This is a genomic window from Streptococcus sp. HMSC067A03 (assembly GCF_001814295.1).
Lineage (GTDB): Bacteria > Bacillota > Bacilli > Lactobacillales > Streptococcaceae > Streptococcus > Streptococcus constellatus.
In genome coordinates, this window is sequence record NZ_KV815646.1 from 123,130 (window position 1) to 144,891 (window position 21,762).

Here is a 21,762-nt window from a genome sequence, read left to right on the forward strand (position 1 = left end):
CTATCTTAATCATACTCGAAAATCATGACTTCTGCATTTGCGATTTTTTGCAAAAAAAGTCACTTTCAAATCTATAAGCAAGTTAGAAAAAATCAGTTATATCAACACTTTAAACGTTTTTAAAAAAAGGAGTTTTCATGATTACTAAAATTCAGAAGAAAATAATTAGTCTAGAATCACAAGAAATATATCTTCAATGCCAAACTTTTGAAGATTATCAGGATAAATCATCTAAATATTTTCAAAAAATTATACATAGTAATTATTTTGATAGTTCTAATAAATTTCTTCAACTCTCTTTGTCTGAATTAATAGTAGATAAAAATCCAAACGCTAGTTTGATAAAAAAGTTTTTAAAACAGTACTTGAATTCAAATATCTCTCTAACCAGGCTGTTAAAAGTTTACTATGCAATTTCAGAAGTATACAACCTGCACAAAGAAATCATTGACAAACACTCACAAATACAAACTACTTTCGACAATAATATAATAAAGATTATTAAAATTTCACAAAAATATCTTAAGAAAAACTCAATACATTTTGAAGATAAGAAAATTTTCGAGCACGAAAACGATATGCACTTGTTCGCAGAAATACTACAATTAGAAATTGTCAGAAATTGGTTCAAAGCTGACTTACTGTACTCTATGAAAGAAGTACAGCTACTTCTTAAAAATGGTTCTCTAGCTTCTACCAACCTAAAGAACTATTCCCCTTTAAATGAAATCAAAATTAACACTTTAAACAAACTAAAAAATAAGATACTATCTGAAAAATCTGACATGATGGAAGAGGCGGTTAGGTTTCAACATGAATATTATATTTCTGGAAAATTTTTGAAAGAAATAATTGCTAGTAGTCGTAACATAAAAAGGCAAGTAATAAAAGAAAACTATGGACAATCTAAAAAAACAGACATTGATTATTGGAAGTCAAGAGAAAACAGACACAAGGATAGCTTAAAAAATTTACTCTACTCTCTGTCACCTCAAGAGGAAAAGGCATGGGATAAAGAAATATCTGAAAATATTAAAAAGATTTACAGACCTTTATATATGGGTCATGTTTATCTAAACATATTTGCTAGCAAAACTTTCTCTGAACTGCAAAACTCTGATTTCGACTATAAGTATCTGCAAGAGATAACTGCCATCTCCTTTGAAGATATTTCCAAAATAGAAAGTGATATTGAAGTTTATTTAAAAATTGTAACTCTCAACTTTAAAGCGTTCATCAAAATAAAACAGTCGTTAAATGTAAACTTCTTTAACGAATTGAAAATACATACAAAAAACTTTCAAACACCTGAACTCAAAAAAATTTTATACAGGCATTTTAATGTTCCACTTGAAAGTAAGATAAAATATGGTACTGATTCGGAGAATAAAAGCATTGACATCCCAGAAATACAACGTTATTATCAAATAATGTCAAGAATGAAAAGAGACATCTTAAGCGAATTAGAACAGTTAGAGTACGATTCTACTAAGATAATCTCTAATTTATTTACATTATCTGATAAAAAAATAAAGCACTATTCTGATACATTCATTATAATTTAAAAGAACACATCGCCCGATGTGTCCTTTGGTTTCTCTATAAGAGTGGAAAAGACTAAAAACTACGCTATTTCCACTCTTATAGAGAAAAATATGTTAGCTATTTAACTTTTTTCAACTTAATCGTTCCAAATGTATGTGTTATATCTTCCAACAAAATCGTATTAGCTGACACCTTAAACGTGGTCTCGTTCCCACTATTATCTTCAATAGTGCCTTTCTTTAAGTCAATTGTCACACGTTGACCATAGATACTTTTTCTACGACTACCATTTTCAGTTACAAAATGAATATCAATTGTCCCTTGATTTCTTTCTTTTATCTGTAAAACATATCGTAAAGTAAGTTCTTCTTCGTTATCCTCATATGAATCATCTGTATAGCCTTTTTTTCATACACATAAGCACCAATCAAATCCTCATAATTGACTTCTGATTTCATTTTAGAAGTCGAAGCACATGCACCCAGACTAAACAGTATCACCCCTATAAATAATAATTTTATAAAATTCTTTCTCTTATCCAACTCTTACTTCTTTATAATTTTATTACCAAAAATGGCGCTCCCATCTTTCGGCTCGTTCATTCTGCTTCCTGAGTTCTTCTGTATTTTTCTCCATTTCCTTCATAGTCTCTGCATGTTGTCGTTCTCTACGCTCACTTGCACGTCGAGTTTCCTCAGCTGCTTTTCTCTGAGCTATTTCAATACGAATCGTTTGTTCTTCCCTCTCCAATAAATTTAATGCTTCTCCTAACGTCCGAGCCTGTCCATATTCAAACTTCTGTAAAATAAATCTGAGAAAAGCATCATCTTGAAAATATCTATCTGGTATATTAATAGAATTTCGTAAACTATGAAGTTGAGATTTATAGCGTTTTAATCTGTCTTCAGCATTTTGAAGCTTTAAATTAACTTGGTTCAGTTCCTCTTGCACCTTTTGCCTTTCAGCAGGTTTTTGTGCATTATCAAACATATTTTGAGGTATGACTACATCTTCATAATATTTTCGATTACGCTTAACCTGTGCGAAACTATAAATAACCCATAAAACAATTAGTATTAAAATAATTGGCATAGACCACATAGGAATTGGAATCAAAAGTTGCGATGGGTCTGCTATTATACCATCTAAAAATTCTATGGGTTTATAAATCATAGAATGTTCAAATTCAAAATTCTGCCTATCTAAGAGAGCTTCTACAATCAATATTACAAATGCAGAAACAAATAACACAATTGTCAAAATGATAGAAAAAATAAAAAAGACTATGTAGGATGTTAAAGAAAAAAGATTAAAAATTGTAAAGCCTCGTGTCCTTATTGCCCACTCAAAATCTTCAATATTAGTGCTAGCATTTTTTATTTTCTTTAAAGATTTTACTTTCTTTGGGATACTTCTTTTCAATGTATAAATTTCAGTTTCAGTTGAAGGTATCAGACGATTCTTTAAATTTAAATATTGCCTAACTGCGGATTCAATATCCATCTTTATACTCCTATTGTATCGTTTTTTATCTATTTTAACATAAAAATGTATATTTAGCTATACATTTGTTGGTTTTTAGATAGCCGATTGTACTTAATATTCACTAAAAAGGGTAGTAAAATAGCATAAAAGAGGAATTAGATGGATGGAAGCCAATCAACTACAAAAATATATCTCAAATAGAATAAGAGAATGTCGCAAAGAAAAAAATCTGAGTCAAGAGCAACTCTCTACCCAAGCAGGACTAGGTATTAAAGCGATACAAAATATAGAAAATCTAAAATATGATTTCAAAATACAAACACTCGAAAAGGTACTCACAGCCCTACATATGAGCGTTGAGGAGTTTTTTGATTTCCCTTTTTCGGACAACTATGTCCCCATAACTACATTAGTGGAAAATATATCCGATTTATCAGATACTAAAAAATCTAAAATCATTTCTTCCTTCAACGAGATTGTTAAAAATATAGATTAAAAGAGGAACTCACTACGAATTCCTCTTTTAATATTCACTAAGCACTTTGCTGAAATTCAACTATTTCATATTTTGTATCAATTATATTTTCATCTTCATCTAAATATGTACGCTTTATCCACTGTCCCTGAATAATACTTGAAATTGATACCGTTCTATTCAATTTTTTAATATCATTGAAAATTGCTTTAGAAAATTTTGCTTTGATACTTCCCGAAATCGTCCTAACTGTTATATGATTTCGTGCATTACTAGCACTTTCTACAGTGCCTTCAAAATTAAATGTTTCTACAATCTCTGTTGAATTGGTAAGTTTATTTGTTAAAGATTGTAAACTATTAATGAAATTATCTGTCTGTTCATTAACAGTAATCTCAGAAAGTTTATTATGATTATTTTCAATGCTTACTGAAATGTCATTAGCTTTTATAAGACTATAATACTCTCCAAGTTCTTTTACAATTTTGGCATCCTCAAATATTAAGTCTTCATAGACTTCATTAACATCTTTGCTATTTAAAGAGTCAATAAAAACAATAAAATCATCAAAGTAAATCTGAGCATCATTTTCAAAGAAACTAACTTCTGGAGACTTAACTAATTCAAAATTTATATTAAACGAACCAGGCGTAAATGGCTTTAAAACCATATTTTCATTTGTAAATATATTACTCTCATTCAAATGTAATTTTAAAGAATCCATAAATGTATTTAATAAATTTATCGTCTTGATAACTATATTGGCTGAAGCCGAGTGAGAGTTATATCTATCTACTAATTTTACAGTTAATTCTTTATTATCAAATAAATCTGAAAAAATAGAAGTATATTCTCGACATAGAGTTTCAAAATCTCTATTAGTGATGAAGTCTTGCTGAAATTTAGAATCATTCTCAGGAAAATAATCTGTCGCTCTAATATTATTCTCAATTTCAAACACAGAAATATTATTAAAGTCATATTGATTATTCTCATTCTTATATAGCACAAAGAAGTCTTCTTGATTATAAAAGTTTTCCAGAAGGCTCCGAGTCGAAATATCAGAAAAAATCAAATTTATATCTTTAATTGATAATGCTTTTACAAAATAAGTTTCAAAATCAAGATAATAAAAGAAATAGTACTTCCCATTAATTTTTTTAGTAATAAAAGAAAGCGGAAAATCATAGTAATCAAATATATAAAGATATTCTATTGATTCAATATCAAAAATAACGTTACTCATTTTCTACACCTCCTTCTTTCTGTAAAAAATTAACTCCTTGATATTCCCATAAATTTAAATGGTCACCAGACAACACTGAAACTCCATGCTCAGATGAAACTGACACTAAAACAGCAATCTTATTTTTTAATCTAGGAAACCGTTTTTGCATTCTGTCAATCGAATCTAAATTAGTAAAAAACGATAATGCTTTCGCTTCACATAATTTTGGGGATGGGAAGGGCAAGCCTAAATCTACATGTGTTTTAAAATCGTTTAATGTCGGAGGATTTGTAGCACATAGTCTGTAAAAATCTCCTTCAATAGGAGCCGCACTAGATGGTGGACAAGATTTCGGATAATCATTGCCGTATTTCAGCTCAGTAGACAATATTAAACCTCCTAAAATTAACTATCTATAGTTTACTTTATATGAATAAACTTTTCAAGTAACCAGTAAAATTTTTATCAGTATTAGAAATTAATAAAAGAGGAGACTTGCTCCTCTTTTCACTGCTACTTTTGCTTTCCTTTGGTTAGTTTCTTGGTTAATTTGTACTTAGTGATTTCTATAATCTTTTGAAATGAACTTCTCTATCCTTTAGTGTGTGTATCAAAAATATTCATCAGTTCAATCCTCTTTATATCATTTTCTATTATATCAAAATCTCGCGGTAAATGCAGTTTGTCTCGTTGTTATCCAACAAAAAAACCAGCGGTCTCGAGTTTCCGTTGGTTCTTCATCTTGTATTCGTTTGGATTATGCAGCCAAAACTTTGCGTCCTTTACGACGACGGCTAGCAAGCACGCGACGACCGTTTTTAGTTGCCATACGATGACGGAAACCGTGTTTGCGCGCACGACGGATTTTACTTGGTTGATAAGTACGTTTCACTTTGAATACCTCCTCTTAGATTCTTGTATTCGTTTAGCCGGCTATGTGATCAGTTACTAAACATACTTAACTATTCTATATGATTCTTCAACATTTGTCAATAGCCCCTTACAAGTAAACGCCTTCTTCATCATTACTATCTCTTAAAGCAATCGAGTTGCCTCATAGAAAGGAATAAGTGTTGTCATAGCAGTTTGGAGTTCATTCAGCACTTCCCCTATTGAAGTGGCTTGAGCTAAATCCACATCGTATTTCACTAAGACTTTACGAATTTGCCCTGCTTTTACTTGTCGAGTCAAATATTGCCGATTTTCTTCTGTTCCAACAAATCGTTGACTGACACCATTTATTTGAGCCAAATAATAAACTGGATCTGTGATTGATACCTGCAGCACTCGATTTTGCTTTGTCAGACTGGTCTCATCTTTCTTACGCTCAATAAAACTAACTTCTAGCGACACTCCAAATTCCTTCGGATTCCCATATAATCGCAAGGCAAACATGGGTTCTGTGATATTGCCATAACCACGCAAGTAGTTCCAAAAATGGGATCGCAAAATTTGAGCTTGATTCATCCAGTTGCTGCTGCACTCCAGAGTTAATTTTGGATAAAATGCTTGAAATTGCTTTACCAAATCGACAAATTCCTTGCGGGCAGCCTGCCCCCCTTCTGTTTAAAATCAAGCATCGTCCCTCTCAATTCTCCCGCTTTATCAGGAGAAATATATTTATTTCCTTGCAACACTAAGTAAGCTTCAATAGCTGGAAAAATAGACATGCAAGCTCCTTTCTTCTCAATCTCAAGCACATCAAATAGTGGACTAAATGGAAAGAAAAGACTGAAAAGAAATTCTTCTCAGTCCTTAATTATATTCACTATCAATATCCACTACAACATAACGGTTTGGTTCGTCACCCTCTGAATAGCTGGTAAGCCCATCCATTTTAGAAATAATTCGGTGAATAATTTTCCGCTCATTGTTAGACATAGGATCAGTCTTTTGACTATGTTGGTATTCCAACACACGATCAGCTAGCTTCTGAGCGTAGCTTTGTAGAACTTCTGCTCGATGTTCTACATAATCATTGACATTGATAGAAATGTAAAAACTCTTAGAGTAACGATTATAAAGATAATTCTGTGCCAATAATTGAAGAGCTTTCAGCACTTTTCCGTGATAGCCGATAATGCGACCAGGCTCATTAGTATCAATTTGCATATTGATTGTCCGACGATTATGAGCACTTGCAAGGCTAGCTTCTACGTCCATTTCATCCACGATGTTTTGCACATAACCCGTCACACTCGCAACAACTTCTTCAACATCATAATTTTCTTCAACTTGAATGCCCAAATCTTCAAAATCAGCCGGCTCTTCAGCTATCGGTTGACTTTCCGAGCGCTTTTCTATAGCCTGATCAAAAGAAATAATCTTATCGGTTGTCTTTTCTTCTTGAGCGACCGATTTTTGAAAATTTACGATATCACTATCTTTCAACAAGTCAATCGTTCCTGTCTCTTCAAGAATCGTGCTGGCTTCTTTTTCATGCTTCAAGATTTCAGCTTTGACATCATCTGAAATTTCTTTGCCTTCTTCTTCAACTTTTTTAATAGCTGCAACAACGTGGCCTAAGTCAACAGTTGCTTCACTGACGCTCTTGACAGGTTCATTTTGAGCATTGATTTCTTCTGGAACACCTTTGACAGCCTTTTGATTCGCCTTTACTACTGTCGTTTCGTTGATGGGTTCTACGTCAACTTGGGCTAATTTCTTGCCAAATAATCCCAAAAATCCTTTTTTCTCACGAGAAATCACTTTGATATGTGCTTTCATCCTTGGAATCTCTAACTCACGCAAGCCATTTTGAATAGCTTCTTCAACACTCGCTCCTGTAAATAATACCATACAAGCGCCTCCTTACTTTTTCTTTTTTTGTGCTTTACGATAGGCACGTTTTTTCTTTTCTTCACGTTCACGCTCGGCAGTCGCCTTTGCTTCTCTTTCTGCAATGATTTTATATGGATTGCTCAGTAAAAGCGTTTGGAACACTTGATAAGCATACGATGTACTCCAGTATAATGCAACCCCACTCGCTACGTTGACCGCAAAGAAAAAGACAAAGATTGGCATGATAAACATCATTCCTGTCATCAAACCATTACGTTCTGCCATTCCTTTATTGCTCAACCAAGTGCTCAAAAAGGTGAACGCAGCTGCTAAAACTGGCAAAATATAATAAGGGTCTGTCGCCCCAAGATTCATCCATAGGAAATGCCCAACTTTAAGAAACTCAACACGGATCAAAGCATGGTATAACGCAATCAGCACAGGCATTTGAATGAGCAAGGGCCAAAATGATGCCGAAGGCTTCACTCCTAATTCTTTATATAGTTTTTGCGTTTCTTGAGCCAGACGATTACGGCTTTCCATATCACGCCCTGGATACTTCGCCTGCAATTCTTTCACCAATGGCTGTGCTTCCTGCATTTTGCGCGAAGCATTGATCTGCAATTGGAAAACTGGCAGAAGAACAGTCCGGATAATTAAAGTGAAGAGGATAATCCCAATCCCCGTACTTCCATTAAAGGAAAGAAACCGAATCGTTACAGCGAAGAAATACACAAATCTTTCCCATAAATCTGGCGAACTCGCTGTAACCTCACTCGTTCCACATGCTGTTAGAATGAGCAAAGCCAGAGCTAAAAGCACCACCAACTTACTTTTCTTTTTCACAACTCAAACCTTCCTGATAAATTTTTGCTATTTTTAGTACATGAAGTAAATTTTGTTCCAATTCTGGATAAGTCAGAATTTCTACACCTTTCCGTGCAATGACGACAAAATCAAGCGTTGCTAACTTTAGTTTATGAGTTATCAAAACGTGTCGAATACGACGTTTAATCTTGTTGCGCATGACCGCGTTTCCTAGTTTTTTACTGACAGATATTCCTACTCGAAAGTGTTTTTGTTTCTTTTCTAATTTATAAATGACGAATTTTCTATTGGCAAAACTTTGCCCAACTTTGAAAATCGCATTAAAATCTTTCTCGCTCTTGACGCGATAGCTTTTCTTCAAAACTCAACTCCATCTACCAAAATTATATCTATTATACCATAATTTTCAAAAAAACCAATAAGAGCAGGTATATTCACCATTTTACTAATTTTCCAAGCTAAATGAGAATGAATTTTGTGAGCTGTTCTGCTTAAAATTTTATGCGAAAGCTATTTAAAATGGTAAACACGAAAAAGCGACTAAGATCTATTCCTAATCGCTTCTCTACGCCTGATACTCAATGATTGCACGTATTTATAAATTTGGGCAACACCATATTTTCAATTATTTATTAGATTCTTTTGCAAAAAATTGTGTGGCTGCAACTGCTGCTTTCCAGCCTTTGTACAATTTTTGGCGCTCTAGTTCTGACATAGTTGGACAGAATATTTCCCCAACCGCATTTAATGTTTTTAGCTCCTCCATGTCTTTCCAATAGCCAACCGCAAGTCCTGCTAGAAAAGCTGCTCCAAGAGCCGTTGTTTCCAAATTTGCCGCACGCGCTAACTCAATTCCCAGAATATCTGCTTGAAACTGCATGAGGAAATCATTCATGGCAGCACCACCATCTACCTTCAGGACTTGGATAGCTGTATCTGTGTCCATTTGCATCGTATCAATGATATCGCGCACTTGATAAGCAATGGATTGCAGAGTTGCTTTGATAAAATCTTCTTTACTCGTTCCACGTGTCAATCCAAAAATAGAACCTCTTGCTTCTGGATCCCAATAAGGCGCTCCAAGGCCTGTAAAAGCTGGAACAACATACACTTCATTTTCATTGGTGGAATTTTTTGCATATTTCTCAGATTCAGGTGAGCTAGCAATCATACGAAGGCCGTCACGAAGCCACTGAATAGCACTACCCGCAATAAAAATCGAACCTTCCAAAGCATAAGTCACTTTGCCATTTATCCCATAACCAATGGTTGTCAAAAGATTATTTTTTGATAAATTGCATTCCTGACCAGTATTCATAATGATGAAAGATCCAGTCCCATAAGTATTCTTCACCATTCCCGGTTCAAATGCTAATTGCCCAAAGAGAGCAGCTTGCTGATCGCCTGCCATTCCTGCAATCGGCACTTCTCCACCATAAAAATGATAAGGTGCTGTTTTGCCATACATTTCTGAGTTCGAGCGAACTTCTGGTAGCATAGCCTTAGGAATGTTGAGCAAGGATAAAATCTCGTCGTCCCACTTCAAATCCTTGATGTTGTATAACATGGTCCGCGCTGCATTGGAATAATCAGTCACATGAGCTGCACCATCCGTTAATTTCCAGACCAACCATGTATCAATCGTTCCAAAGAGCAATTCTCCTCGCTCTGCACGTTCCTGTGCTCCTTCCACATGATCTAAAATCCAGCGCACCTTGGTCGCAGAGAAATAAGCATCTATAATCAAACCTGTTTTTCCATGAAAGAAGTCTACATATCCATCTTGTTTGAGCTTTTCTGCTAAAGAAGCTGTTTGCCGAGACTGCCAAACAATCGCATTGTAAATGGGTAATCCGCTTTTTTTATCCCACACAACCGTTGTCTCCCGTTGATTGGTAATCCCAATCGCTTCAATCTGATTTGGCTTAATGCCACTTTCGATAAAGGCACCTGCAATGACCGACTGCACAGAATTCCAAATCTCATTTGCATTGTGCTCAACCCAGCCTGCTTGTGGAAAAATCTGAGTAAACTCTTTTTGACTCGTGGCAACTTGTTCGCCCTTTTTATTAAAAATAATCGCCCGCGAACTGGTTGTCCCTTGGTCAATCGCCATGATATAAGTTTCTTGTGACATAAAACGCCTCCATTGTATGTTCTATTTTTATTATACACAATAAAGCGTTTTCTTTCTATCTTTTTCTTCTGTTTTTGTGAAAATTTCACTTGAATCCGAGTTCAGACATATAAAAAGGAAGTGGGACAGAACTCAAAATTAAAAATTTTAAGTTCGTAGTCCCACCCCCGCAAAGATGATTAGGAACTCTTGCGAGCTTGAACAGCGAAAAAAGAGTCCAATCAGCTACTGCGTCATTTGTTTATCACGAAACTCTTTCAGAAGTTGGAAACTTTTGTCCCAGCCTCTCTGTCACTCATTTACAAATTACAAACGAGCGTTTAATTCTTTGCTCAATTCTTCAAATCCTGGTTTTCCAAGAAGAGCAAACATATTTTTCTTATAAGCTTCTACGCCCGGTTGGTCAAATGGGTTAATCGCATTCAAATAACCAGAAATCGCAATAGCAAGTTCAAAGAAATAAATGGTGTAACCAAGAGTAAAAGCATCTTGCTCAGGAAGCGTTACATACATATTTGGCACATCACCATCTGTATGAGCCAGAAGCACACCATCTGTCGCTTTCTTGTTAACGAAGTCAACGTCTTTTCCTTGCAGGTAGCCAAGTCCATCTAAGTCTTCTGCCAATTCAGGAATCGTCACGTTCTTGCGTGGTTTGTCCACACGTACAACTGTTTCAAACATAATACGCGCACCTTCTTGGATAAATTGTCCAAGAGAGTGAAGATCTGTCGAGAAGTTGGCAGATGTTGGATAAATACCTTTTTGGTCTTTCCCTTCTGACTCGCCAGCTAATTGTTTCCACCATTCTGAGAAGTATTGAAGTGATGGCTCGTAGTTAACCAAAATTTCAGTTGCATAACCTTTGCGGTAAAGGATGTTACGAAGAGCTGCGTATTGATAAGCTTCGTTTTCTGCAATCTTGTCTGAAGTGTAATCCTTACGAGCAGCATTGGCACCTTCCATAAGGGCTTTAATGTCAGCGCCTGATGCAGCGATTGGAAGCAATCCAACTGCTGTCAATACTGAGAAGCGTCCACCGATGTCATCTGGAACGACAAATGTTTCCCAACCGTTAGCATCTGCTTCAACCTTAACAGCACCTTTTTGGCGGTCAGTTGTCGCATAGATACGTTTGTTAGCTTCTTCTTGACCGTATTTATTAATCAAGAGTTCTTTGAAGACACGGAATGCGATGGCAGGTTCTGTCGTTGTCCCTGATTTAGAAATCACATTGACTGAGAAATCTTTATCCGAAACGTATTCCACCAAGTCTGCAAGATAAGTAGATGAGATAGAATTTCCTGCATATAGAATTTGAGGAGCTTTGCGTTCTTCCTTGGTTTGCAAGTTCGCAAAATGATTGTTCAAGAAATCAATCGCTGCTTTTGCTCCAAGGTATGAACCACCAATCCCAATCACCACCAAAACATCGCTGTTTGATTTGATTTGTTCTGCTGCTTTCAAAATACGAGCAAATTCTTCTTTATCATAGTTTTCTGGAAGGTCAAGCCAACCACGGAAGTCACTTCCTGCACCAGTTCCTTTGCGCAATAGTTCATCTGCTGCAGAAACTTGCGTTTGCATATAGTCCACTTCATGTGGTGCAACAAATTTTCCAAGAACGTTTGAGTAATTAAATTGAATATGTGTCATTATAGTCCTCCAATTTTTCTTCCCTACTATGATACCGCTTTACCACTTTTTTATCAAGCAATTTTCTTGACTAAAACGTTTCCAATTTGTTATTTTAATCCCCTAAAAGAATCTAACTTAATCTGTTTGCTATCAATCCCCTTGTCTTCAAGAAATTTTTTCATCGCTTCTGTATCACCAGGACGACCAGCCAAGAGATAAATTGCTTTGTTGCCATACTGTTCTGCTGCTTGCTTCAGTCTTTTTTTACTTTGAGAAAGGTTGGCACTTTTGCTATAATCCAAGTTACTATATTTTTGAGCTATTTGAGACAATTTTTTATCAAAAACCAAGACACCTTTGTCCAAGTGGCTGAGAACAATGGAACGTTTACCAGCCCACTCTTTGACAATAGGCTTCATGGCTGCAATACCGACATCAGATGCAAAGCAAACAAGGGGTTCCTTGTCGTTTGCAACTGATAAATTAGAGGTTAACCAACTCATCTCAACTTTACTACCTGCTGGCAAGCTGGTTAAGGTTTTCTTATAAAGACTGCCGTTATTGTGCGTCAGAATAAGTATCTCATTGTCATCAGGATTGGAGGCGATGGTCAGCCAGCGACTCTTTTGTCCGCTCTCTTTAATATTAGGTAAGGCAATCTTAGCATAAGAACCGGCCTTCCAAGTCATATTTTTAGATTTTGTCAGATGAATGAGGTGAATATCGTCGCTAGGATTTTCAATACATTTAACCGATAAAGATTGACTGTCCCCAAAATAGACAATCGCACCCCAAATAATGAGACATCCAAGAAGGCCCACAGCAAGGATTGATACAGTAATCATTAACATTTTAGAATGTCCTTTCATGATTTCTCCTTAAAACTTTGATTTTTATTTCCAAAATTTAAATGATATCCATAGTGCTAGCGCAATAGTCACAAGGAAGCTTATTGACATCACAATAAAATCCATATTAGGCAGACTGTAAATGTAAGCCATAACAGCTACTGCCGCCAACCAAATTCCTACAATTTGATAGATAAATGATAATCGAGGCACCATACAGAGACCTATTGCAAGCAAAATCAGACCACCAGTCGCAAATGACATAAAATCAGGTTTTGCTAGATTAACAGACACTTTGGTAGTTCCCCAAATAATCACTAAAATACCGATTACTGCTAGGCTAAGACCACTAATGGTTAATCCGTTCATTTGTTTTCCTCCGTTCGTATTCATGCTTTTCCTCCTTTTATTTTAAAATTTGAGTGACTACGTAATAATCAATTCAGAAAAAAATCTTGAATGAACAAATAATTATATTCATTCATTTTTGTTTAAAAAATAAAGAATCGCAATCCTTTATTAAAAAAGTCCTTTGACAAAGTAAGTCGCCAAGGTTTCAATGGTTTGACTGATATGAGGGAAATCCTCTTCAGTGATATGGGTATCCATATAGTAGAAAAGCTGATAAACCTGCAGCACTTCTTGGATTTTTTCTTGAGAATAGCCTTCTGCCAGCATACGATTGGTAAAGGTTTCCACTAAAAACTGATGAAATGGATTCGCGTCCTTGCCTTTTTCCGAAGAATAATAGCTATGCAGCTCATCAGAAATAGCCGGGTTATACCATTCTGCCAGAATTTTACTGGACGAAACGAGATTTCGCGACTGACTAAAAATCTGCCCGACGAGTTCGACCGCATCTCCTTGCCAATCAATATCGTCTCTCATTGCTTGACGCACACGGTTATTTTCATCAATATAAACATCCAGAAAAATGGCTTCCTTGGAGTCATAATAGTTGTAAAAAGAACCAACCGCCATGCCAGCTTGCTTGGCAATCTCAGAAATTCCTGTTGCCTTATAACCTTTTCTTGAAAAAATGACATAGGCAGCAGATTTTAATCTTTGTTTTTTGTCTTGCGACATAATGAACTCCTTCCTAAGTAGCGTACAATGGCAGGATGTGAATGAATATAAAATATAATTCATTCACATTATAGAGCACTATCAGTTTTTTGTCAATAGTGTCCTTAAAAAGAAACTTTAGAAAGATTCTAATTATTTGTTGACTCCAATCCTCAGTAATCACAGTCACATACTTGACTTATAGGCAATGGGCTATGTAAATAGCTAAAATATTAATAAGTTTGTTCCTGCTTAAACTACATCATTTGACTATACTAAACTTCGTTCTCTAATCCCATTCTTCAAAATAAAAAGAGCACACAATTCACACTCGCTTAGGGCTGCTGGATTCCTCCTCTGACCCGCTTCACGCAGAATTGTTGCTCCATAAACATTATAACATAAAATATCTGAACTGCAAAGTTAGAATTTTTTCTTTTTTTAGAAAAGAGATGGCTAACAGACAAACTACTAATCCTATCAAAGCCAGCTGAATAATTGTCAAACCAGCCTGTCCGCTGTCTACGGACCAAATGATTTTTAAAAAAGCTGTTACAACCAAAATAAGCCCCACCATTTTCCAACTATGCAACCAGGTGGCACGAATCAGCAAAATAAAAAAACTGAGTACAAGAAAAGCAAAGAATAAATTTTCCCCCGTCAAACCAGCCTGTAAAAACTCCCGTTCATAAGTTAAAAATTCTTTAACCAAGAGAAGCGTTGTCCGAGGAACAGGAAACCAAATCATACTGGTAAATAGAGCTAGAATACTGACAAATAACCAAGTATTTGTCGCCGATAAGAAAAAATAAAATTGGAAGGAGTAAAATAGGATGGGTGTGCCAGCTTAACTGGTTTTGGTGGCATTTAAAAGCCCAAGCTTGAAAATCCAAATTCAGCACTAACAAGCTGATAAAAAAGGCTACCAGTCCAAGTAAGAAAGCTGAAATAAGCCATTGCTTTTGTTTTATCTTTTTTTTCTTCTTTGTCTGAAAAATTCCTGCATGATTGCCGCACATTCGACCTCCAAAATCCCAGTTTCAAGTTCAACTCGGTGATTAAGACGTTCATCCGTTAGAATGTCATAAAGACTGCCTGCTGCGCCGAATTTTGGATTCTTTGCACCATAGATAACCTGTGGAATGCGAGCCAGACCAATAGCACCACTGCACATCACACAAGGTTCAATAGTAACAAAAAGGGTCGTATCCAGCAGACGCCAGCTATGCTCATGCTGATTGGCCTCCTCAATCGCCATCACTTCCGCATGCATAATCGCTCGCTGCAATTCCTCACGTGCATTATGTCCACGACCGATAATCTTCCCGTCCTTGACAATAACACAACCAATCGGAATTTCATCATTAGCAAGCGCAATCTCTGCTTCTTTCAAAGCCTCCCGCATGAAAAACTCTTTTTCTTCAACTGTGTAGTTCATCTTTTAACCGTATAATCCTCTGTATGATAAAAATCTCCTAATTCATAAGTCGTGACTTCTCTGACATGAAGTTTATATTTGGCAACTAGATCCGCAATATCCTCGCCATTGATTAAAGTAATGACTCTAGTCCCTTGACGAACTGCTTCAATAGCACTTCTTGAAAAATCAGAAGTTGTAATAAAAATACCATATTCTGCATTGTATTTATCCATTGCACCACGGAATTTATCAATCTCCGGAGAAGGAACATTGTTTTCCCAACGCTTTGCTTGGATAGCTACACGATTGGTTCTGAAGTCATCTGTACTAGTAATAAGCCAAAACCATCTAAACCACCATCATTAGTATAACTAACTCCAATTTTTTCATCTAGTTTGACACCCATCTCCTTGACTAGACCACGAGCAAAAGTTTCAAATTTTTGTGGTGACATAGATTTTAAAGCTCTTGTCAACTCAACTCTCCAATTTTCTTTTGAGTCATCTAGTGAATGTTTTAATTCCTTTTCAAAGGATAACTTGAAGAATTGTTTTGACTTCTTCTCATTTTTCCAAAATTGAATGGCTTTCTGTTGAATATCGCTAGCAAAATGCTCATCCAGTTTCACTTTTCTACCTAATTCTGTCAATCCAAAAGTCGATTGCTTTGATTTAGAAAGATAGCCCGTGGTAAGTAAACTTTTGGCTGAAAAATTAAAAGTGTAATCACTAGGTTTATAAATTTTTTCACTTTTTTGAGACACTTTTTCTTCCTCAAAAAAATTTCTCATCTATCGTATTTTCTCCCTTTTTAATAGCATCTAGCAACTCTCGTTTGGTTGCATAGCCACCTAGCTTTTTTAAATTCCTGATAATTTCACTTATCATTATTTTTTCCTGTTCTTTATTAGACAAATCTGTAAAGTTCATCATTTATCTCCTTTGTTCTCCATTTATTATATCATGTTATAAACCCGAAAATATAAAAAAAGCCACCTTTCGATGGCTTTCAGGAGATTATTATGAAAAAGTTTAGGATTTCTATCAAATAAAGTTAGGAGGTCTTCATCTGATGATTTTAGTATAACCCAGCCAGCTTAAAATTAACTTAAGAGAGAATCATTCTTTAAACTTTTTTATTACGTCAATAAAAAGCGAGCCGAAACCCGCTTTGTCTACTTCTATTACAAACTTGACCAAACACTTTCCAGGATGTTTGTCTGTTCACGACCAGGACCGACAGAGAAAGTAGAAATACGAACACCGACCAATTCACTGACACGGCGGACATAGTTGCGAGCATTCTCTGGCAACTCTTCTAAACTGCGAACACCTGTAATATCTTCTGACCACCCCGGCAATTCTTCATAGATTGGCTTGCACCGTTTGAGCTGATCCAAACTAGCTGGATAATGATCAATGCGCTCACCATCTAAATCATAAGCGACACAGATTTTAACCGTATCAAGTCCCGTCAAAACATCAATCGAATTGAGAGAAAGATTGGTAATTCCAGATACACGGCGGCTATGGCGCATCACAACTGAGTCAAACCAACCAACACGGCGAGGACGTCCTGTTGTAGTTCCATATTCATGGCCAACTTCACGAATGTGGCTGCCTACTTCATCAAACAATTCTGTTGGAAATGGTCCATCACCAACACGACTGGTGTAAGCTTTACAAACTCCGACAACTTTGTCGATTTTACTTGGTCCTACTCCCGAACCAATCGTCACACCACCTGCAACAGGATTGGAAGAGGTAACAAATGGATAAGTACCTTGATCGATATCTAGCATCACTCCCTGCGCCCCCTCAAAAAGGACACGTTTGCCTTGATCAAGAGCATCGTTCAAGATAACAGAAGTATCTGTCACGTATTGTTTAATTTGCTGACCATATGCATAGTATTCCTCAAACATATCGTCAAATCTGATAGCTGCGCTGTCATAGAGTTTTTCAAAAAGACGATTCTTCTCAGCCAAATTCCTTTGCAAACGCTCTCTGAAAATATCCTTATCCAAAAGATCAGCAATTCGAATTCCCACACGAGCAGCTTTGTCCATGTAAGCTGGTCCAATTCCCTTAATAGTCGTCCCGATTTTGTTATCACCTTTTGCTTCTTCTTGTAAGCGATCTAATTCAATATGATAAGGTAGGATAACATGAGCACGATCTGAAATCCGAAGATTATCCGTCGTAACACCTTCTTCGTGCAAATAAGTCAATTCATGTACCAAAGATTTTGGATTAACCACCATTCCATTCCCGATAACAGAAATTTTATCTGGGAAGAAAATACCTGAAGGAATCAAGTGCAATTTATACTTTTTACCGCCAATTACAATGGTATGACCCGCATTATCTCCGCCTTGATAACGGGCAATGACTTCGGCATTGGCTGAAAGGAAATCTGTAATCTTTCCTTTCCCTTCATCTCCCCACTGGGTCCCTACAACAACAACTGATGTCATAATCTTGTCTGAGCTAAGTGCTCGTCCTTTCTTGTCTACATGGCAGGAGTCTCACCTGCAATTATATCTTATACTTTATTATAAGAAAAATTCCTTCTTTTTTCAAGATAAGACCGCCATTGTTATTTGTAAATGACGAAGTTTGAACATCCCGCCTTTGTAAAATCTGTATCTTATCTAAAATTATGATCATTTTCTTTTAAAAAAGTTCGGAAAACGTAGTAGAAATTTGTCTTCTAAGCATTTTTATAATAGACTAAAAGTATTAGAAAACAAACAGGGATTTACCATGAACATCAATCATTTGTTAGAAAAAATAGCAGTAGATGCTCCTATTCTACAAGCCACTTTCGGATTGGAAAGAGAGGGCTTGCGTGTCAATCAAAACGGGAAATTAGCACAAACTTCTCATCCAAAAGCATTTGGCAGTCGCAATTTTCATCCAACGATTCAGACAGATTTTAGCGAGCAGCAGTTAGAACTCATCACTCCAATTGCTCCTTCTACAAAAGAAGCAAGGCGTTTTCTTGCTGCAATTACTGATGTGGCTGGACGAACCATTCCCAAAAACGAAGTGATTTGGCCACTCTCTATGCCCCCCAAATTATCGCCAGCAGAAATTCAAATCGCTCATTTAGAAAATGATTTTGAGCGCTATTATCGAGAGGGGTTGGCGAAAAAATATGGAAAAACACTACAAGCTATCTCAGGCATTCACTACAACATGGAGTTGGGACCAGACTTGATCCAAGCTCTTTTCAAGGTCAGTGATTACAAGAATATTCGTCTGTTTAAAAATGACCTCTATCTCAAATTGGCTCGAAACTTTTTACGTTTTCGCTGGTTTCTGACTTATTTATACGGGGCAGCACCAATTGCTGAGGAAGGATTCTTGACCAGGGAGATTTCTCAGCCTGTTCGCTCTATCCGCAATAGTGATCTTGGTTATGTCAATGATCAAAAGATTCATATCTCTTATGCCTCACTAGAATCTTATGTGAGCGATATAGAGAAATACGTAGCACAAGGTGATTTAATTGCTGAGAAAGAATGCTACATGCCTGTTCGTTTCCGTGGGCAAAAAGAAAATCGACTTTACTTAGAAAAAGGAATCACCTATTTAGAATTCCGCTGCTTTGACCTTGATCCTTTTGAGGTGCTGGGAATCAGTCAGGAGACAATGGACACGGTTCATCTCTTTTTGCTTGCCTTGCTCTGGCTCGATGATATAGCAGAACCTGATGAACTTCTAAATCAAGCCCATGCTCTAAATGAGCAAATCGCTCTTAGCCACCCTCTGGCTCCGCTACCAGTTGAAGCTGATACCGACTTACTTCTTGAATCCATGCAAGCTGTTATTCATCATTTTGAACTAAGTCCCTACTATCAAAACTTGCTTCAACATGCAAGAAATGCAGTAGCTGATCCCAACCTGACCCTTGCCGCTCAGCTCTTGCCTTATCTTCGAAACCAGTCCTTAGAAGCCTTTGGTTTAGAAAAAGCCAAGGAATACCACAACTACGCTTGGCATGCACATTATGCGCTGAAAGGCTATGAAAATATGGAACTCTCCACTCAAATGCTCCTCTTTGATGCTATTCAAAAAGGAGTGCAAGTAGAAATCTTAGACGAAAGTGACCAGTTTTTAAAGCTTCAACATAAAGATCATATCGAGTATGTCAAAAATGGCAATATGACTTCTAAAGATAACTACATTGTCCCTTTAGCCATGGCAAATAAGACGGTAACCAAGAAAATTTTATCTGCTGCTGGTTTTCCTGTTCCTGCTGGAGCCGAATTTTCCACTCTAGAAGAAGGTATAGCTTACTATTCTTTGATCAAGGACAAATCGATTGTCATCAAGCCTAAATCCACTAACTTCGGTTTAGGAATTTCTATTTTTCAAGAACCTACCAATCTAGATAGTTACCAAAAAGCATTGGAAATTGCCTTTTCAGAAGACAGCTCTGTTCTTGTTGAGGAATTTATCGCAGGAACCGAGTACCGCTTTTTCGTCCTAGATGGCAAATGTGAGGCGGTGCTCCTACGTTTGCCGGCAAACGTTAGAGGAGACGGTCAGCACACTATTCGAGAGTTGGTCGCTACGAAAAATACCAATCCCCTGCGCGGTCGAGATCACCGCTCTCCTTTGGAAAGAATCAAACTAGGAGAGATCGAGCTACTCATGCTAGAACAGCAAGGTTATAAAGCAGACGATATCTTACCAAAAGGAGGTCAAGTTTTTCTCCGTCGCAATTCTAATATTTCTACTGGCGGAGATTCAATAGATATGACTGAAGCTATGCATCCTTCCTACAAGAAACTAGCAGCAGAAATGGCAACTGCTATAGGAGCTTGGGTCTGCGGTGTAGATCTCATTATCCCAGATAGCACATTGCCAGCCAGCAAAAAAGAGCCCAACTGTACTTGCATTGAGCTTAATTTTAACCCATCCATGTATATGCACACCTATTGTACAGAAGGACCCGGTCAAAGCATTACGCCTAACATTTTAGCGAAACTTTTCCCAGAAATCTATTAATCTTTATACCACAAAAAACGAGCAAAACAGCTCGTTTTTATATATAACTTTCGGATAAAAATAGAACGGTTTGATAATGCTTCGCAGCTTACTCCCAGTCTCTTCCATGACCATGTTTGATTTCAAATTCAAAATAGCCATCTTCTTGAATCTTTTTGAAAATGTCCCGATAGGCTTCCTCATCAAAAAACGCTCCTTTATAAAGGATTTCAAAACTCAACCCATCGTATTCTAAATAGGCGTGCGAAGAGCAAAAACCGTTTCGCTTGTAGAAATCCATTCGAGCTTTTCGTTGTTCTAGATTATCACAAGGCTCATCCAGACGTTCTACTTCTAAAACCATGGTTCTTTGATAAAAATCCACCAACTTATCAATAATCTTCCCGCCATAACCATGACTACGCAAATGAGGCATAATCGCAAAAAAGCTGATATAAAAGGCTCTTTCATTGTAAACTGAAAAGGCAAAACCGACAAATTCATTGCCATCATAAAAGGCAAAAAAATGAGAATATTCCCCATCTCCATAGCGTAGCAACTCGGATAGCGGTGCACGCTCCTCCTCAGGAAAGGCTTCTGTATTGAGTTGTTCTACTTTTTCTAAATCCGGAAATTCGGCTGTAATAATTTGACTAGTTAAGGACATCGCTTTCCTCTTTCTAACCCATTTTTCTTTTATTTTACCAAAAATTAAGATATTTGAGAACTTTGGGGCAAAAATGCAAACGATAAAAAAGTGATCGAGACAATGTCGTCGACCGCTCATTAAATTGAGATTGAATTGCAAAAATAGGAACCGCTCTTACTCCATCACAATCATAGCTTTAATCGTTTTTCTGTCAGCCATGTCTTTGTAGGCTTGGTCAATCTCGTCCAATTTGTAAGATTGAGTGAACACTTTTCCAGGATTGATTTGACCGTCTAGAACTGCTTTTAGCAAGACTTCTTTGTCATAAGTGGTGCAAGAAGCTGGTCCGCCAGCCATTGCCAAGTTAACCATCCAATAGTCACCAATATTGATGTCTCCTGTATGAGGTACGCCGACTCGTCCGACAATAGCACCTGGACGCGCAACTTCCTATACTTCCATTCTCCCCAGCTTCACAAATACTGCTGCCTTCATCTTATTTCCCCTTTCTCTATTAAAAAGATGAAACAGTTATATTTTCGTTATATACCTTAGAGTCAACTCGAAGTCAAGAATTTTTTGAAAAATCTTGCTAGCCTCTGCTTATACTCAACTAAACTTTTTATTAAACATATCATTCAGTACCGTCTTTTATACATTTTTATG

Annotated in this window: 21 protein-coding genes, 1 other RNA gene and 3 pseudogenes; 3 read left to right on the forward strand and 22 right to left on the reverse strand. The window is 36.6% G+C overall.

From position 1 onward, the window contains the following. Positions 1 to 137: 137 nt before the first annotated feature. Positions 138 to 1,565, forward strand: coding sequence for a hypothetical protein (locus HMPREF2963_RS02835; protein WP_070668534.1), 1,428 nt, complete (start codon positions 138 to 140; stop codon positions 1,563 to 1,565). Between the two features lie 544 nt (positions 1,566 to 2,109). Here the strand turns inward: HMPREF2963_RS02835 and HMPREF2963_RS02845 are convergent. Beyond that, positions 2,110 to 3,048 (reverse strand): hypothetical protein, encoded by a 939-nt coding sequence (locus tag HMPREF2963_RS02845; protein WP_070668540.1) that lies wholly within the window; start codon positions 3,046 to 3,048, stop codon positions 2,110 to 2,112. 145 nt (positions 3,049 to 3,193) lie between these two features. Here HMPREF2963_RS02845 and HMPREF2963_RS02850 point away from each other — a divergent pair, with 145 nt between their 5' ends. Next, a complete protein-coding gene (locus HMPREF2963_RS02850) occupies positions 3,194 to 3,526 on the forward strand; it encodes a helix-turn-helix domain-containing protein (protein WP_070668543.1) in 333 nt (110 codons plus the stop codon). 37 nt (positions 3,527 to 3,563) lie between these two features. On the opposite strand, the gene HMPREF2963_RS02855 is transcribed toward HMPREF2963_RS02850, so the two are convergent. The 19 genes and pseudogenes from HMPREF2963_RS02855 to HMPREF2963_RS02940 form a co-directional block, all read right to left on the reverse strand. After that, positions 3,564 to 4,751 carry a hypothetical protein gene (locus HMPREF2963_RS02855; protein WP_070668546.1) on the reverse strand — a complete coding sequence of 396 codons (1,188 nt, stop codon included), beginning with the start codon at positions 4,749 to 4,751 and terminating at the stop codon, positions 3,564 to 3,566. Beyond that, on the reverse strand, positions 4,744 to 5,121 hold the full coding sequence (locus HMPREF2963_RS02860) for a hypothetical protein (protein ID WP_083312520.1): 378 nt from the start codon (positions 5,119 to 5,121) through the stop codon (positions 4,744 to 4,746). The genes HMPREF2963_RS02855 and HMPREF2963_RS02860 overlap by 8 nt, the downstream gene beginning before the upstream one ends. A gap of 369 nt (positions 5,122 to 5,490) precedes the next feature. Beyond that, entirely contained in the window at positions 5,491 to 5,625 is a 135-nt protein-coding gene (gene rpmH, locus HMPREF2963_RS02865) for a 50S ribosomal protein L34 (protein WP_003026476.1), read from the reverse strand. Positions 5,626 to 5,768: 143 nt separating this feature from the next. Continuing rightward, positions 5,769 to 6,403 (reverse strand): annotated as a pseudogene (locus tag HMPREF2963_RS02870) (HI_0552 family protein). Between the two features lie 85 nt (positions 6,404 to 6,488). Next, positions 6,489 to 7,532, reverse strand: coding sequence for an RNA-binding cell elongation regulator Jag/EloR (gene jag, locus HMPREF2963_RS02875; RefSeq protein WP_006269429.1), 1,044 nt, complete (start codon positions 7,530 to 7,532; stop codon positions 6,489 to 6,491). Between the two features lie 12 nt (positions 7,533 to 7,544). Continuing rightward, on the reverse strand, positions 7,545 to 8,360 hold the full coding sequence (locus tag HMPREF2963_RS02880) for a YidC/Oxa1 family membrane protein insertase (RefSeq protein WP_037596440.1): 816 nt from the start codon (positions 8,358 to 8,360) through the stop codon (positions 7,545 to 7,547). Further along, the gene (gene rnpA, locus HMPREF2963_RS02885; protein WP_003071021.1) at positions 8,344 to 8,703 is read right to left on the reverse strand and encodes a ribonuclease P protein component; all 360 of its coding nucleotides are present in this window, start codon (positions 8,701 to 8,703) and stop codon (positions 8,344 to 8,346) included. The genes HMPREF2963_RS02880 and rnpA overlap by 17 nt, the downstream gene beginning before the upstream one ends. A 264-nt stretch (positions 8,704 to 8,967) precedes the next feature. Then, the gene (gene glpK, locus HMPREF2963_RS02890; RefSeq protein WP_070668551.1) at positions 8,968 to 10,479 is read right to left on the reverse strand and encodes a glycerol kinase GlpK; all 1,512 of its coding nucleotides are present in this window, start codon (positions 10,477 to 10,479) and stop codon (positions 8,968 to 8,970) included. Between the two features lie 306 nt (positions 10,480 to 10,785). Further along, complete coding sequence (locus HMPREF2963_RS02895; RefSeq protein WP_037597504.1) at positions 10,786 to 12,135, reverse strand: glucose-6-phosphate isomerase; 1,350 nt, start codon at positions 12,133 to 12,135, stop codon at positions 10,786 to 10,788. Positions 12,136 to 12,224: 89 nt separating this feature from the next. After that, positions 12,225 to 12,986: a ferredoxin reductase domain-containing protein gene (locus HMPREF2963_RS02900; RefSeq protein WP_070668554.1), complete on the reverse strand. Its 762-nt coding sequence runs from the start codon at positions 12,984 to 12,986 to the stop codon at positions 12,225 to 12,227. A gap of 24 nt (positions 12,987 to 13,010) precedes the next feature. Further along, complete coding sequence (locus HMPREF2963_RS02905) at positions 13,011 to 13,358, reverse strand: hypothetical protein (protein WP_070668558.1); 348 nt, start codon at positions 13,356 to 13,358, stop codon at positions 13,011 to 13,013. 126 nt (positions 13,359 to 13,484) lie between these two features. Next, complete coding sequence (locus HMPREF2963_RS02910; protein WP_006269728.1) at positions 13,485 to 14,051, reverse strand: TetR/AcrR family transcriptional regulator; 567 nt, start codon at positions 14,049 to 14,051, stop codon at positions 13,485 to 13,487. A 284-nt stretch (positions 14,052 to 14,335) separates the two neighbouring features. After that, an RNA gene (ffs, locus tag HMPREF2963_RS02915) (signal recognition particle sRNA small type) lies at positions 14,336 to 14,422 on the reverse strand. 2 nt (positions 14,423 to 14,424) lie between these two features. Beyond that, a pseudogene (locus tag HMPREF2963_RS02920) lies at positions 14,425 to 15,049 on the reverse strand (hypothetical protein). Next, positions 14,998 to 15,468 (reverse strand): tRNA adenosine(34) deaminase TadA, encoded by a 471-nt coding sequence (gene tadA / locus HMPREF2963_RS02925; protein WP_006269700.1) that lies wholly within the window; start codon positions 15,466 to 15,468, stop codon positions 14,998 to 15,000. Before tadA ends, HMPREF2963_RS02920 begins: the two are co-directional and overlap by 52 nt. Continuing rightward, positions 15,465 to 15,785 (reverse strand): restriction endonuclease, encoded by a 321-nt coding sequence (locus HMPREF2963_RS09515; RefSeq protein ID WP_315968411.1) that lies wholly within the window; start codon positions 15,783 to 15,785, stop codon positions 15,465 to 15,467. Before HMPREF2963_RS09515 ends, tadA begins: the two co-directional genes overlap by 4 nt. Further along, on the reverse strand, positions 15,749 to 16,213 hold the full coding sequence (locus tag HMPREF2963_RS09520; protein ID WP_261786480.1) for a hypothetical protein: 465 nt from the start codon (positions 16,211 to 16,213) through the stop codon (positions 15,749 to 15,751). Before HMPREF2963_RS09520 ends, HMPREF2963_RS09515 begins: the two co-directional genes overlap by 37 nt. 10 nt (positions 16,214 to 16,223) lie before the next feature. Beyond that, the gene (locus tag HMPREF2963_RS09525; RefSeq protein ID WP_261786481.1) at positions 16,224 to 16,382 is read right to left on the reverse strand and encodes a hypothetical protein; all 159 of its coding nucleotides are present in this window, start codon (positions 16,380 to 16,382) and stop codon (positions 16,224 to 16,226) included. 251 nt (positions 16,383 to 16,633) lie between these two features. Beyond that, the gene (locus HMPREF2963_RS02940) at positions 16,634 to 17,926 is read right to left on the reverse strand and encodes an adenylosuccinate synthase (RefSeq protein ID WP_070668561.1); all 1,293 of its coding nucleotides are present in this window, start codon (positions 17,924 to 17,926) and stop codon (positions 16,634 to 16,636) included. Between the two features lie 289 nt (positions 17,927 to 18,215). Here HMPREF2963_RS02940 and gshAB point away from each other — a divergent pair, with 289 nt between their 5' ends. After that, positions 18,216 to 20,468 carry a bifunctional glutamate--cysteine ligase GshA/glutathione synthetase GshB gene (gene gshAB / locus HMPREF2963_RS02945; protein WP_006269713.1) on the forward strand — a complete coding sequence of 751 codons (2,253 nt, stop codon included), beginning with the start codon at positions 18,216 to 18,218 and terminating at the stop codon, positions 20,466 to 20,468. Between the two features lie 88 nt (positions 20,469 to 20,556). On the opposite strand, the gene HMPREF2963_RS02950 is transcribed toward gshAB, so the two are convergent. Together HMPREF2963_RS02950 and HMPREF2963_RS02955 are read right to left on the reverse strand one after the other, a co-directional pair. After that, a complete protein-coding gene (locus tag HMPREF2963_RS02950) occupies positions 20,557 to 21,114 on the reverse strand; it encodes a GNAT family N-acetyltransferase (protein ID WP_006269719.1) in 558 nt (185 codons plus the stop codon). A gap of 156 nt (positions 21,115 to 21,270) precedes the next feature. After that, positions 21,271 to 21,546 (reverse strand): annotated as a pseudogene (locus HMPREF2963_RS02955) (alcohol dehydrogenase); the annotation flags it as partial. Positions 21,547 to 21,762: the final 216 nt, after the last annotated feature.